Annotated in this window: 14 protein-coding genes and 1 tRNA gene; 6 read left to right on the top strand and 9 right to left on the bottom strand. The window is 65.8% G+C overall.

Features of this window, described 5'->3' with window-relative positions; translation table 11 throughout:
* Window positions 1-65: 65 nt before the first annotated feature.
* The 4 genes from B9Y97_RS15500 to pdxH form a co-directional block, all read right to left on the bottom strand.
* Window positions 66-142: transfer RNA gene (locus tag B9Y97_RS15500), tRNA-Pro, on the bottom strand.
* A gap of 42 nt (window positions 143-184) precedes the next feature.
* Window positions 185-682: a DUF192 domain-containing protein gene (locus tag B9Y97_RS15495; protein WP_085527591.1), complete on the bottom strand. Its 498-nt coding sequence runs from the start codon at window positions 680-682 to the stop codon at window positions 185-187.
* Window positions 679-1,221: a cold-shock protein gene (locus B9Y97_RS15490; protein WP_085527590.1), complete on the bottom strand. Its 543-nt coding sequence runs from the start codon at window positions 1,219-1,221 to the stop codon at window positions 679-681. Before B9Y97_RS15490 ends, B9Y97_RS15495 begins: the two co-directional genes overlap by 4 nt.
* A gap of 143 nt (window positions 1,222-1,364) precedes the next feature.
* Window positions 1,365-1,982: a pyridoxamine 5'-phosphate oxidase gene (pdxH, locus tag B9Y97_RS15485; RefSeq protein ID WP_085527589.1), complete on the bottom strand. Its 618-nt coding sequence runs from the start codon at window positions 1,980-1,982 to the stop codon at window positions 1,365-1,367.
* 134 nt (window positions 1,983-2,116) lie between these two features.
* On the opposite strand from pdxH, the gene fabI reads away from it, so the two are divergent.
* The 3 genes from fabI to B9Y97_RS18020 are packed head-to-tail and all read left to right on the top strand — an operon-like array spanning window position 2,117 to window position 4,030.
* Window positions 2,117-2,941 (top strand): enoyl-ACP reductase FabI, encoded by an 825-nt coding sequence (gene fabI, locus B9Y97_RS15480; RefSeq protein WP_085527588.1) that lies wholly within the window; start codon window positions 2,117-2,119, stop codon window positions 2,939-2,941.
* Entirely contained in the window at window positions 2,938-3,444 is a 507-nt protein-coding gene (gene gpt, locus B9Y97_RS15475) for a xanthine phosphoribosyltransferase (protein WP_085527587.1), read from the top strand. The genes fabI and gpt overlap by 4 nt, the downstream gene beginning before the upstream one ends.
* 19 nt (window positions 3,445-3,463) lie before the next feature.
* Window positions 3,464-4,030, top strand: a complete 567-nt coding sequence (locus B9Y97_RS18020; protein ID WP_139828344.1) for a hypothetical protein — start codon at window positions 3,464-3,466, stop codon at window positions 4,028-4,030.
* A 21-nt stretch (window positions 4,031-4,051) separates the two neighbouring features.
* Here B9Y97_RS18020 and B9Y97_RS15465 read toward each other — a convergent pair whose 3' ends face one another.
* Genes B9Y97_RS15465 through B9Y97_RS15455 form a run of 3 tightly spaced genes read right to left on the bottom strand, consistent with a single transcriptional unit; the run spans window position 4,052 to window position 6,116 of the window.
* A complete protein-coding gene (locus B9Y97_RS15465; RefSeq protein ID WP_085527585.1) occupies window positions 4,052-4,576 on the bottom strand; it encodes a gamma carbonic anhydrase family protein in 525 nt (174 codons plus the stop codon).
* Window positions 4,573-5,214 carry a guanylate kinase gene (gene gmk / locus B9Y97_RS15460; RefSeq protein ID WP_085527584.1) on the bottom strand — a complete coding sequence of 214 codons (642 nt, stop codon included), beginning with the start codon at window positions 5,212-5,214 and terminating at the stop codon, window positions 4,573-4,575. The genes B9Y97_RS15465 and gmk overlap by 4 nt, the downstream gene beginning before the upstream one ends.
* Before the next feature lie 11 nt (window positions 5,215-5,225).
* Entirely contained in the window at window positions 5,226-6,116 is an 891-nt protein-coding gene (locus B9Y97_RS15455) for a YicC/YloC family endoribonuclease (RefSeq protein WP_254900938.1), read from the bottom strand.
* A gap of 176 nt (window positions 6,117-6,292) precedes the next feature.
* Here B9Y97_RS15455 and B9Y97_RS15450 point away from each other — a divergent pair, with 176 nt between their 5' ends.
* Window positions 6,293-7,054: a PAS domain-containing protein gene (locus tag B9Y97_RS15450; RefSeq protein ID WP_139828343.1), complete on the top strand. Its 762-nt coding sequence runs from the start codon at window positions 6,293-6,295 to the stop codon at window positions 7,052-7,054.
* Window positions 7,055-7,133: 79 nt separating this feature from the next.
* Here B9Y97_RS15450 and B9Y97_RS15445 read toward each other — a convergent pair whose 3' ends face one another.
* Complete coding sequence (locus B9Y97_RS15445; RefSeq protein WP_085527583.1) at window positions 7,134-8,507, bottom strand: class II 3-deoxy-7-phosphoheptulonate synthase; 1,374 nt, start codon at window positions 8,505-8,507, stop codon at window positions 7,134-7,136.
* Between the two features lie 176 nt (window positions 8,508-8,683).
* Here B9Y97_RS15445 and B9Y97_RS15440 point away from each other — a divergent pair, with 176 nt between their 5' ends.
* Entirely contained in the window at window positions 8,684-9,694 is a 1,011-nt protein-coding gene (locus tag B9Y97_RS15440) for a GlxA family transcriptional regulator (protein ID WP_085527582.1), read from the top strand.
* Between the two features lie 60 nt (window positions 9,695-9,754).
* Here B9Y97_RS15440 and B9Y97_RS15435 read toward each other — a convergent pair whose 3' ends face one another.
* Window positions 9,755-10,873, bottom strand: a complete 1,119-nt coding sequence (locus B9Y97_RS15435; protein ID WP_085527581.1) for a PQQ-dependent sugar dehydrogenase — start codon at window positions 10,871-10,873, stop codon at window positions 9,755-9,757.
* 156 nt (window positions 10,874-11,029) lie between these two features.
* On the opposite strand from B9Y97_RS15435, the gene B9Y97_RS15430 reads away from it, so the two are divergent.
* Complete coding sequence (locus tag B9Y97_RS15430) at window positions 11,030-12,211, top strand: ABC transporter substrate-binding protein (RefSeq protein ID WP_085527580.1); 1,182 nt, start codon at window positions 11,030-11,032, stop codon at window positions 12,209-12,211.
* The last annotated feature ends 15 nt before the right edge of the window (window positions 12,212-12,226 follow it).

Raw genomic sequence — 12,226 nt, 5'->3', positions numbered from 1 at the left:
AGCATCGGGGGACGCATACGCATCATGTTGCGTTCTTTTGACAGGAGGTGATGTCGGCGGAGATGTGGTCGGGGCGGCGAGATTCGAACTCACGACCTTCTGTACCCAAAACAGACGCGCTACCAGGCTGCGCTACGCCCCGACGTGGCACTCCATACAAGCGCGCACCGCGCTAGGGCAAGGGCTATTGCGCCGGCTCTTCCGCGCAGGCCCACGCGGCCCCGGTGCCGAACGCCGGGTGGCGGATCTCGTCGCCCGGACCGATGCCGATCGCCGAGGCCAGACCGCCGCGGATCTCGAACACCGCAAGCACCCCGTCGCCGCCGCGGATCGGCGTTTCGTCGCCGGGCACCGCCTCGGGGTGCACATGCTGCACCACGCCCTCGGGCGTGATGAAGAGCATGTCGAGCGGGATCAGCGTGTTTTTCATCCAGAACGCCGGTGTGCCGGGCCGCTCGTAGACGAAGAGCATGCCATGAGAGGCGGCGAGGCTCTCGCGGAACATCAGCCCGCGCGCCTGGCTTTCCCGGGTGGCGGCAAGTTCGACCGAAAACCGTGCCTCGCCCCAGTCGCCCCGGATGTCGAGCCGGTCGGGGGCGCAGGCAGCGGATTCGGCAAGCAGCGTGCCCGATGCGGCAAGCAGCGCCAATGCCGCCGCCGCGATGGCACGCACCGCCTTCATTCCGTGTCGCCTGCTCCGAGGGCCGCGTCCCACGCCGCCACGATCACCGCCATCCGTCCGCGCGCACCATCGACAACGCGCAAGGTCACCGCCTCGCCCGGCTGCAGATCGGCAAATCCCGAGCGGCGCAGAACCTCGATATGAATGAACACATCTTCGGGCTTGCCGAACACATTGGCGAAGCCGAAGCCCTTGCCCTTGTCGAACCACTTCACCCGCGCCGGCTCCATCGGCCCGGCATCGTCAAGATCGACGATTTCCTCCGCGAGCCCTTCGGCGGGCATCACCGATCCCTCCGGCGGCTCGATCGAAAGCACCTCGACCGCCTGCATCCCGCGCTTGGTCGATTGTGCCACGAGTTCGATCCCGGCCCCGTCCGCGACGGAGCTCTGGCCGAAATTGCGCAGCACGTTGGCGTGCAGCAGGATATCGGGCCCACCCTGATCGGCCACGACGAAGCCAAAGCCTTTCGTCGCATCGAACCATTTAACCTGCCCGCGCAGGGTTTCCCGTGCGCCAGAGTCGTTGTCTTCAGTCATTCTATCCGCGTGTCCCGCGTTAAGTTCGCATCCCTATGTAATTAATTGGTTCAGATCGTTGCCATGTGCAAGCAATCCTCACCTGTATTTTTGGACAGGTCCCGATCTCGGCACGGGGCCGCCGAGCCGCGAGGCCGGCCCGCTCAGGGGTTCAGTCGGGTTATGTTCCAGGCCTCGCCGGGTGCATCGCGCCGCCAGCGAAAGCGGTCGTGGAGACGAAAGGCACCATCGGCCCAGAACTCGATTTCAAGCGGTTTTATGCGGTATCCGCCCCAGAACGGCGGGCGTGGCGGATGGGTGCCGAGCTTCGGCGTGAGCTTGGCAACCGCCGCCATCAGCGCCGTGCGCGAGGCCAGCGCCTGGCTCTGGTGCGAGGCCCAGGCCCCGAGCCGGCTCTTGAGCGAGCGCGAGGCATAATAGGCGTCGGCCTGCTCGCCCTCCTCGCGGTTGACCAGCCCGCGTACCCTGATCTGGCGGCGCAGGCTTTTCCAGTGCAGCACGAAAGCGGCCTTGCCCGTCGCCTCGATCTCGCTCGCCTTGGCCGACCCGTAGTTGGTGTAGAACACGAAGGCCCCGTCATCATCGGACACCTCGATTTCCTTGAGCAGCACCATGCGCACATTGGGCAGCCCGGCCGCGTCCACCGTCGCGAGCGCGATCGCGTCGGGGTCGTTCACCTCCAGTTCGGTGGCCTCGTCGAGCCAGTCCCGGGCAATCCGAAACGGGTTGTCGCCCGCGAAAATCCCGCCCCGATCGCTCATCTCGGCCTCCTGTGATCGCCTCCGCTGTCGCCGGGTCGGCATCCGTCACCCCGCGCATACCCCGGCAGGCTTGAAGCCTCCGGGGCAATGACGTAGACCGGCTTAACCGATAGCGAGCGGACGGGGAACAGCGAATGTCAAACGGGTTGATGAACGGCAAACGCGGGCTGATCATGGGCCTGGCAAACGACAAGAGCATCGCCTGGGGCATCGCCCGGGCCTGCCGCGAGGCGGGGGCGGAACTGGCCTTTTCCTACCAGGGCGACGCGGTGAAAAAACGCGTGGTGCCGCTGGCCGACCAGCTTGGCTCCGAGATCGTGCTGCCCTGCGATGTTGGCGACGACGCCTCGATCGACGCGCTCTTCGCGGCCCTCGAAGCGACCTGGGGCAAGCTCGACTTCGTCGTTCACGCCATCGGCTACTCCGACAAGGCCCAGCTCAGGGGCCGCTACGCCGAAACCACACGCGACAATTTCCGCGTGACGATGGATATCTCGGTCTATTCCTTCACCGCCGTGGCCAGCCGCGCCGCCCGGATGATGCCCAACGGCGGCAGTATCGTGACGCTGACCTATTACGGTGCCGAGCGGGTGATGCCGCATTACAACGTGATGGGCGTGGCCAAGGCGGCGCTGGAAGCCAGCGTGCGCTACCTCGCGGAAGATTTCGGCAAGGACGGCATCCGCGTGAACGCGATCTCCGCCGGCCCGATCAAGACGCTTGCGGCCTCGGGGATCGGAGATTTTCGCTACATCATGAAGTGGAACGAACTCAACTCGCCGCTCAGGCGCAACGTGACCACCGACGACGTCGGCAATTCGGCGCTTTACCTGCTGTCCGATCTCGGCGCAGGCGTGACCGGCGAGACTCACCACGTTGACGCCGGCTACCACGTCGTCGGCATGAAAGCGGTCGACGCGCCGGATATCGACGCCGGTTCCGGGGGGAAAATGGAATGAACGACCGGTTGCCGCACGAGAAAGGCTTTCACGTCTCCTGGGACCAGATCCACCGCGACAGCCGCGCGCTGGCCTGGCGGCTCGACCATCAAAGCCCGCTCGCCGGCGGGGCATGGAAGGCTGTGGTCGCGATCACCCGAGGCGGCATGGCCCCGGCGATGATCGTCAGCCGCGAGCTTGATATCCGCATGGTCGATACGATCAGCGTGAAGAGCTACCAGCACCAGAGCCAGTCGGAGCCGGTAGTGATCAAGTCGCCCGACATGGAGGTGGTGGGCGACGGCACCGGCATCCTGATCGTCGATGACCTCGTCGATACCGGCAGAACCCTCGAAGTGGTGCGCAAGCTGATGCCGAAGGCGCATTTCGCCACTGTCTATGCCAAGCCCAAGGGCAAGCCGATGGTCGATACCTATATCACCGAGGTGAGCCAGGACACCTGGATCTTCTTTCCCTGGGACATGGCGCTGCAATACGTGGAACCCTATCGCGGCAAGGATTAGGAGGCCACCGAGGTTCCTCATGAAACGCTCGAAAGCTCTTTCACTTGCGGTAGTACTTTTAGGGCTCCCTAGTAGCGCCTCGGCCAATGCCGCCGAACTTGATTTGGCTACCAAGAACTGCCTTGACGCAATCTCCAATGCAGACAACCGCTTCGAAGGGCGCGACGCCGCTATGCCCTATGCCGACAAAATTGTTGCTATTGCCACGGAGGAACTGGCCGTTGGTAACATAGACGGCGTATTGAAGAGACTGAATGAAGATGGAGCCACGTGTGTATCCTACGTTCGTCAAATCAACGATGTTCTTAAGTTCTACCCGGAACTTGGCGACTTCTACACCACAACTGCGGCCCAGGCCCAATTGGAACTCGCCCGAAAGGCAGTTCTTGAAGAACGCAAGAAAGAAATGGAATTGCAGGCTGCAGCGAGAATAGCTGAGCAAGACGCGAAGCAAAAAGCGTTGGAGATTGAGGTCAACGCAAGAGTCTTTAGTGCATGTGCACAGTTGGCCAATCGCGATCCATTGAAGGCGTTTACAAATGAACTATGTGTTCGCAGCTTCAAAGCAAACGGACTTCCAGAGTGAAGCTCACCAGGGAGCCTATTCTTATTTGAGCTTTTTCAGCCCTGCCCGAAACCGCGCCGCGTTCTCGCGGTAGCGCCGGGCGCTTTCCAGAAGCGCCGCGCGGGCGGTCTCGTCGAGGTCGCGCACCACCTTGCCCGGCGTGCCCATCACCAGGCTGCCGTCGGGGATCTCCTTGCCCTCGGTCACCAGCGCGCCCGCGCCGATCAGGCAGCCCTTGCCGATGCGCGCGCCGTTGAGGATCGTGGCCCCCATGCCGATCAGGCTGCCTTCGCCGATCTCGCAGCCGTGCAGCATTGCCTTGTGGCCCACCGTCACGTCGCGCCCGATCAGGAGCGGGTAGCCCGGATCGGTGTGGCAGACCACGTTTTCCTGCAGGTTCGAGCCCTCGCCCACGGTGATCGTCTCGTTGTCGCCCCGGAGCGTAGCGCCGAACCAGACCGAGGCCCCGGCTTCGAGCACCACCTTGCCGATCAGGTTGGCATCGGGCGCCACCCAGGCGGTGTCGTGCAAGGCGGGTGCGATGCCGTCGAGTGCGTAGAGCGTCATGTCAGATCCTCGAATTCCGATTGCAGCCCGCGCACGTGTTCGGTGAGGTCGGGCTGCTGGATGCGTTTGAGCCGGGTCGCGGCGACGATCTGCTTCAACTGCTTCTCGGTGGCGTCGAGGTTGTCGTTGACCAGCACGTAATCATAGCCGTCCCAATGGCTGATCTCGTCCCAGCTTTTCTGCATCCGCCGCGCGATCACCTCCGCTTCGTCCTGCCCCCGGTCTTCGAGGCGGCGCTTGAGTTCGCGGATCGAGGGCGGCAGCAGGAAGATCGAGAGCGTGTGTGGTGCCAGCGACGAGTTGCGGATCTGCTGCGCGCCCTGCCAGTCGATATCAAAGAGCACGTCGCGGCCCTCTGCGATGGCGGCTTCCACCGGGGCCTTGGGCGACCCGTAGAAATGGCCGAAAACATGGGCGTGTTCGAGCATCTCGCCGTCGGCGACCATGGTCTTGAAGGTTTCGGGAGAGGTGAAGTGGTATTCCCGCCCGTCGACCTCGCCGGGGCGCGGCGCACGGGTGGTGGCGGAAACCGAGAAGACGATTTCCGGGTCCCAGTCGCGCAGCCGTTGCGCCAGCGTCGATTTGCCCGCCCCGGAGGGCGACGACAGGATGATGAGAAGTCCGCGCCGCTTGGCCATGTGCCCTGCCCCTATTCCACGTTCTGAACCTGTTCGCGCATCTGGTCGATCAACGCCTTGAGATCGAGGCCGATGCGGGTCAGTTCCTGAAACTGCGCCTTGGAGCACAGCGTATTGGCCTCGCGGTTGAATTCCTGCATCAGGAAGTCGAGCTTGCGCCCGCAGGCCTCCTTGCCCGCGAGCAGGCTGCGGGCCTGGCCGACATGGGCCGCGAGCCGGTCGAGTTCCTCGCGCACATCCGATTTCACCGCGATCAACGCCAGTTCCTGTGCCACCCGGTCGGGATCGGCGCCGTCGGTGTTGTCCATCACCCGCGCGAGGGCGGCGCGCAGGTTCGCACCCTGCGCCTCGCGCCGGGCTTCTGCGGCGGCAACCCCATTGTCCACCAGCGTCTCGATCTCGTCGAGCTGGGTTTCAAGCAGCGACTTCAGCACCGCCCCTTCGTGAACGCGCATCTGGTTGAGGGCCGCGAGCAGGCCCGGCAGATCGGCGATCAGCGCCGCGCGCAGACCGGCGGTGTCTTGCACCTCGGGCGTGGCATCGCTCACCCCGCGCATCTGCGCGATTTCCACCGCGCTCGGTGCCGCGAGCACGATGCCCCGGGTCACCGCGGTTTGCGAGATTTCCACCAGCATGGCCATCGCCCGGTCGAGCGCCTCGGGATCGAGCGCCGGCCCGCCCGCCGTCGCCTCGCGGGTGAGCCTGAGCCCCACCGAGACGCTGCCGCGCGTCACCGCCGCCGCCACCGCCTTGCGCACGGCCGGCTCCAGCCCGTCGATCCAATCGGGCAGTTTCAACCGCAGATCGAAGCCGCGCGCGTTGACCGAACGGATATCCCAGGCCCAGCTCCAGGCCTCGTGGTGGCCCTTCAGAGCGGCGAAACCGGTCATCGAATGGATCATGGCGGGTTAACCATTTGTTCAGATTTTGCCCCATTTGCGACCAAAATGTGGCAGATTGAGGCATCGAAAAGGCGCGCCGTCCTTTCGTTACCAGACCGCCCCCACCGGGGCAACCGGAGGCGAAGGGCCGCGCGCCAACGGACAGGCGCCAGGCCGATGCGACAAGGAACCTCGATATGACCATGGATTACGTGAAGGGCGACAAGGTGATCTCGCTCACCCCTCTGCGTCGGCAGGCGCGGTTCCCGGCGATCGGCACGGTCGAAAGCTACTGGGAAGGCTTGCGCAACGGTCGGCTCATGCCCACGCGCGCCGATGTCGATCCGCGCGGCATCGCGGCGGTACTCGAGTTCGCCTTCATGCTGGAAAAGATCGCGCCCGGCCTTGGACGTATCCGCCTTGCCGGGCTGCACCTCGGCGAGATCATGGGGATGGAGGTGCGCGGCATGCCGGTCACCGCGCTGTTCCTGCCCGATGCCCGCCGCGAGATGACCCGGGTTCTGGAAGCCGTGCTCGACGAACCGGCGGTGGTGCGGCTCGCGCTCAGGAGCGAGGACGGGTTTCGCCTCGAACCGCTCGAAGCCCAGATGATCCTGTTGCCGTTGCGCGACGAGACCGGACGGCCCACGCGTATTCTCGGCGCGCTGCAATCGCGCGGCAAGATCGGTCGGGGCCCGCGCCGCTTCAGCATCTCGGATATCGAAACCAAACCTCTGATCGGCGATCCCTTCGCCAACCGCGGACCGCAGGATCCGGCGCGGCGGACGCGTTCAACCGGAGATGGCGGGGAGGAGGCCGGGCGCGACGGAGGCGCGCAAAAGGTCAACCCGCGCACCGCGCAGTTGCGCCGCCAGATCGCCGAAATCCGCCAGGCCGACGCAAGCCGACACCAGCGCGGACCCCATCTGAGGCTGGTTCACGACGCCGCGCGGGATTGAGGCTTGCCCAAACTGAAAAGCCCCGGCCGAAAGACCGGGGCTTGCCGATTGTTCGCGCTCGGGGTGCGCGGCGGAAGGATCAGCCCGAAACCGCGCTGCGCGGTGCCGTCACGTCGCGCCCGGCGAGTTCCTCGGCCACGAGGAAGGCCAGTTCCAGCGATTGCGAGGCGTTGAGGCGCGGATCGCAAACGGTGTGATAGCGGTCGGAAAGATCTTCGTCCGACACCGCCCGGACGCCCCCGGTGCATTCGGTCACGTCCTTGCCGGTCATCTCGAAATGCACACCGCCCGGGATCGTGCCCGCTTCGCGGTGAACGGCGAAGAACTCCTGCACTTCCGCCAGCACCCGCTCGAAGGGCCGGGTCTTGTAGCCGGAGGCCGACTTGATCGTGTTGCCGTGCATCGGGTCGCAGGACCAGACCACCGCGGCCCCCTCCTCTTGCACCGCCTGGATCAGACGCGGCAGGTGATCGGCCACCTGCCCGGCACCGAAGCGCGCGATCAGGGTCAGCCGTCCCGGCTCGTTCTCGGGGTTGAGCCGCGCCATCAGCCGCTTGAGATCGTCGGCGCTGGTGGAGGGGCCGGTCTTGAGCCCGATCGGGTTGATCACGCCACGGGCAAACTCCACGTGTGCGCCGTCGGGCTGGCGGGTCCGGTCGCCGATCCAGAGCATGTGCCCCGAGCCGGCCACCACCTGCCCGGTGGTCGAATCGACCCGGGTGAGCGCCTCTTCGTATTCCAGCAGCAGGCTCTCGTGGCTGGTGTAGAAATCCACCGAGCCCAGGGTATGCGCGCGCGCACTGTCGACGCCCGCGGCCCGCATGAAGCTGAGGGTGTCCGAGATCCGCTCGGCCATCTCGCGATATTTCTCCGCCTCGTCGCGCTCGGTGAACCCCAGCGTCCAGCTATGGACCTTGTGGATGTCGGCATAGCCGCCGGTCGAGAAAGCGCGCAGCAGGTTCAGCGAGGCGGCCGACTGGGTATAGGCCTGCAGCATCTTGTAAGGATCGGGCAGGCGCGCTTCGGGCGTGCCGTCGAGATCGTTTATGATGTCGCCCCGGTAGGAGGGCAGTTCGACGCCGTTCACGGTCTCGAAATCCGACGACCGCGGCTTGGCGAACTGGCCCGCCATCCGGCCGACCTTGATCACCGGCACCTTGGCGCCGTAGGTCAGCACCACCGCCATCTGGAGCAGCACCTTGAAGGTGTCGCGGATCGTGTCGGCGGAAAACTCGGCAAAGCTCTCGGCACAATCGCCGCCTTGCAGCAGGAAGGCCTCACCGCGTGCGGCCTTGGCCAGTTCCGCCTTCAGCCGCCGGGCCTCTCCGGCAAAAACCAGCGGCGGATACTTGCCAAGCTGCGCCTCGACCGCGTCCAGGCGGGCCTGGTCGGGATAGGTGGGCATCTGCACCCGGGGCTTCGTGCGCCAGGATGATTTGGTCCAGTCCGTCATCGCCGTCTCCGTATCGCTTTTCAGGGGCTGTTAGCGGCAACAGCCCACCAAGTCCGGGGTGGTATACGCGGGCTTCGCCGCATGTGCAAAGCAAAGTTGCCCGCCCGGGCATCTTGCGCGCGGGCGGCAAAGCTGATGTGCTTGGACCAAGTTTACCGCGAACAGGGATCCGCGCAATGAGTCGAAGAGCCACCAGCGAAGTGCCGGGCGACCGTGCAACGCGCCGCTTCGTTTTCGTGCTGCTCGAGGAGTTCACCATGCTCTCCTTTGCCGGCGCGATCGACGCGCTGCGACTCGCCAACCGCTTCCTCGGCTACGAGGCCTACAGTTGGACTCTCGCCGGCGAAGGCGGCGAGATGGCGACCTGTTCGGCGGGATGCCGCGTGTTGCTCGACACCGGGCTCGACGAGTTGCACCACTCCGACACGGTGGTGATCTGCAGCGGCGTGAACGTGGCACAACACACCTCGAAAAAACTGGTGTCGTGGCTCCGGCGCGAGGCGCGGCGCGGGGTGGCGATGGGGGCGCTCTGCACCGGGGCCCACAGCTTGGCCGAAGCAGGCCTGCTCGACGGCAAACGCGCCACGATCCACTGGGAAAACCACGATGGGTTCTCCGAGGATTTCAGCGAGGTCGACCTGACCCGCTCGGTCTACGTGATCGACGGCAACCGGATGACCACGGCGGGCGGCACCGCCTCGATCGACCTGATGCTCGCGGTGATCTCGCAGCACCACGGACCGGAAGTGGCCAATGCCGTCGCCGACCAGCAGATCTACACCGCGATTCGGACCGACCGCGACACCCAGCGCCTTTCGGTGCCCACCCGGATCGGTGTGCGTCACCCCAAGCTCGGCCAGGTGATCCAGGCGATGGAGGCGCATATCGAGGAGCCGGTCAGCCCCTCGCGGCTGGCCGCTGATGTCGGGCTGTCCACCCGCCAGCTCGAACGGCTGTTCCGCCGCTACCTCAACCGCTCGCCGAAGCGTTATTACATGGAACTGCGGCTCCAGAAGGCCCGCAACCTGTTGATGCAGACCGACATGAGCGTGATCAACGTGGCACTGGCCTGCGGTTTCACCTCGCCCTCGCATTTCTCGAAATGCTACCGCGCGCATTACGAGACCACGCCCTACCGGGAGCGCGGTTCGACCAGCGGCAAACGCAGCGAGGACGGCGGGATCTGATCCCGGCGGCAGGCGGGATCAGCATCGGTCGGAACCGGGGCGCGGACCGCGTGGCCCGCGCTATCGAGCCGGGATGATCCGGAACACCCCGCCCTGCCCGACCGAGAGAAACCAGATCGATCCGTCGGGGGCTTCGCGCACATCGCGCACCCGGGCGGACTCGCGGCTGCGCAACGCCTCTTCGTTGCCGGTCTCGGGGTCGAGCACCGCGATGTAGTCGAACTTGAGGCTGCCGACGATCATCCGCCCCTCCCATTCGGGCCAGAGCGCGCCGGAATAGACGGCCAGCCCCGAGGGCGCGATCGACGGGTCCCAGTAATGCACCGGCTGTTTCATGCCCTCCGCCTCGGTGCCGACACCGATTTTCGAGCCGTCGTAGTTGCGCCCGTAAGAGATCTCCGGCCAGCCGTAATTCGCACCGGGCTCGACGCGGTTGACCTCGTCGCCGCCCATCGCGCCGTGTTCGACCAGCCAGAGCCCGCCTTCGGGGCCGAGCGCCGCGCCTTGTGCGTTGCGGTGGCCATAGGACCAGATCTCGGGCTGCGCGTCCTCGACGCCAACGAAGGGGTTGTCATCCGGCACCGCGCCATCGCGCGCGATCCGCACCACGGTGCCGTTGTGGTGGGCGTTGTCCTGCGCGCGTTCGGCCGCGCCGCGATCGCCAATGGTCAGAAAGAGGTGCCCGTCCGGGGCTTCGACGATGCGCGAGCCGAAATGCTGGCCGCGTCCGCCGCCCGCCGTCATCTCGAAGATCACGCGGAAATCCTCCAGCGCGTCCCCGGCTTCGTTGAGCCGCCCGGCCCCGAGCGCGGTGCCGGCACCGTCCGGTTGCGGCTTGGAGAAGCTCAGGAAAACCTCGCGGCTCTCGGAAAAATCGCGCGGCACCATCACGTCGAGCAGCCCGCCCTGTCCGCGCGCCCAGACCTCGGGTGCGCCCTCGACACGCTGGCGCGCGCCGTCTGCGCCGACCCGCCACAGGGCCCCGGCGCGCTCGGTGACAAGAAAGCCGTCGTCGGGCAGGAAGGCCAGCCCCCAGGGCTCGCGAAACCCGTCCGCCACCTCTTCAATCTGCAACCGGCCCACGCTGGTCTCCACCGTTTCGGCCGCGAGCGGCAGCGGCGCGAGAGCGGCCACGGCCACCGCGAGGGCAAGGATTCGGGAGCGTATCAAAACCATCATGCCGCCATTGTCGGTCTTGGGTGACGCTGGGGCAACCTCCCCCACGCGAATGTGAGGCCGCGCAAGATGCGCAAAAGACCGCGGCTAAAGGCTTCCCTTTTGTGACAAAAACGCTAGGGTGAGGGCCGGAAAATGTTACCAACTTGGGAGATAAACATGAAAAAACTGCTCATGGCGTCCGCCGCGACGCTGATCGCCACCGGCGCCTTCGCCGAAGACGTCAATATCGGGGTGATCCTCGGCTACACCGGCCCGCTGGAATCGATCACGCCGGCCATGGCAGACGCCGCCGAACTCGCGATCAGCGAAGCCAACGATTCGGGCAAATTCCTCGAAGGGATGACGCTGGTTCCGGTGCGCGCCGATTCGACCTGCATCGACAGCGCCGCGGCCTCTGCCGCCGCCGAGCGCCTGATCACCACCGATGGCGTGGTCGCGATCATGGGCGCGGATTGCTCGGGCGTGACCGGCGCGATCCTTGCCAACGTGGCGATGCCGAACGGCGTGCCGATGATTTCGCCCTCGGCGACCTCGCCGGCGCTCTCCACCGCCGAAGACAACGACCTGTTCTTCCGCACCGCCCCGTCGGACGCGCGCCAGGGCGAAGTGCTCGCGGCGATCCTCAACGACCGTGGCGTGACCGAAGTGGCGATCACCTACACCAACAACGACTACGGCAAGGGCCTTTCAGATGCCTTCGCCGAATCGTTCGAAGCGGTTGGCGGCTCGGTCACCACCGCGGTGCCGCATGAAGACGGCAAGGCCGATTACTCGGCCGAAGTCGGCGCGCTGGCCTCGGCCGGCGGCGAAGCCCTGATGGTGTTCGGCTATTCCGACCAGGGCGGCAAGGGCGTGATCCAGTCTGCGCTCGACGCCGGCGCCTTCGAAACCTTCGTGATGGGCGACGGCATGTTCTCCGAGGTTCTGCGCACCGATCTCGGCGACGGGTTGGTTGGCTCCTACGGCACGATCCCGTGGTCGGAAGGCGAAGGCACCGAGGCCTTTACCGCACAGGCCGAAGCCGCCGGGATCAACCCCGACAGCTCCTTCACCCGCGAAAGCTACGACGCCGCCGCGCTGATCCTGCTGGCCGCGATGAAGGCCGGCGAGGCCACCCCCGCCGGGATCGCTGCCAACGTGATGGACGTGGCCAACGCCCCGGGCGAGCCGATCCTGCCGGGCGAGCTTGGCAAGGCGTTCGAGATCCTCGCCGCTGGCGGCGATGTCGACTATGTCGGTGCCTCCAACGTCGAACTGATCGGACCGGGCGAAGCCGCGGGCACCTACCGTGAGTACGACGTGACCGAAGACGGTTTCGAAACCGTCAAGTTCCGCTGATCCGAGCGGCGCACG

This window comes from Maritimibacter sp. HL-12, assembly GCF_900177545.1.
GTDB lineage: Bacteria > Pseudomonadota > Alphaproteobacteria > Rhodobacterales > Rhodobacteraceae > Sinisalibacter.
This window is presented reverse-complemented; position numbering and strand designations above follow the sequence as displayed.

Excerpts from the sequence above, each read along its gene's own strand:
- B9Y97_RS15495 (WP_085527591.1), bottom strand. The coding sequence starts at position 682 with ATGAAGGCGGTGCGTGCCATCGCGGCGGCGGCATTGGCGCTGCTTGCC.
- B9Y97_RS15490 (WP_085527590.1), bottom strand. The coding sequence starts at position 1,221 with ATGACTGAAGACAACGACTCTGGCGCACGGGAAACCCTGCGCGGGCAG.
- pdxH (WP_085527589.1), bottom strand. The coding sequence starts at position 1,982 with ATGAGCGATCGGGGCGGGATTTTCGCGGGCGACAACCCGTTTCGGATT.
- fabI (WP_085527588.1), top strand. The coding sequence starts at position 2,117 with ATGTCAAACGGGTTGATGAACGGCAAACGCGGGCTGATCATGGGCCTG.
- gpt (WP_085527587.1), top strand. The coding sequence starts at position 2,938 with ATGAACGACCGGTTGCCGCACGAGAAAGGCTTTCACGTCTCCTGGGAC.
- B9Y97_RS18020 (WP_139828344.1), top strand. The coding sequence starts at position 3,464 with ATGAAACGCTCGAAAGCTCTTTCACTTGCGGTAGTACTTTTAGGGCTC.
- B9Y97_RS15465 (WP_085527585.1), bottom strand. The coding sequence starts at position 4,576 with ATGACGCTCTACGCACTCGACGGCATCGCACCCGCCTTGCACGACACC.
- gmk (WP_085527584.1), bottom strand. The coding sequence starts at position 5,214 with ATGGCCAAGCGGCGCGGACTTCTCATCATCCTGTCGTCGCCCTCCGGG.
- B9Y97_RS15455 (WP_254900938.1), bottom strand. The coding sequence starts at position 6,116 with ATGATCCATTCGATGACCGGTTTCGCCGCTCTGAAGGGCCACCACGAG.
- B9Y97_RS15450 (WP_139828343.1), top strand. The coding sequence starts at position 6,293 with ATGACCATGGATTACGTGAAGGGCGACAAGGTGATCTCGCTCACCCCT.
- B9Y97_RS15445 (WP_085527583.1), bottom strand. The coding sequence starts at position 8,507 with ATGACGGACTGGACCAAATCATCCTGGCGCACGAAGCCCCGGGTGCAG.
- B9Y97_RS15440 (WP_085527582.1), top strand. The coding sequence starts at position 8,684 with ATGAGTCGAAGAGCCACCAGCGAAGTGCCGGGCGACCGTGCAACGCGC.
- B9Y97_RS15435 (WP_085527581.1), bottom strand. The coding sequence starts at position 10,873 with ATGATGGTTTTGATACGCTCCCGAATCCTTGCCCTCGCGGTGGCCGTG.
- B9Y97_RS15430 (WP_085527580.1), top strand. The coding sequence starts at position 11,030 with ATGAAAAAACTGCTCATGGCGTCCGCCGCGACGCTGATCGCCACCGGC.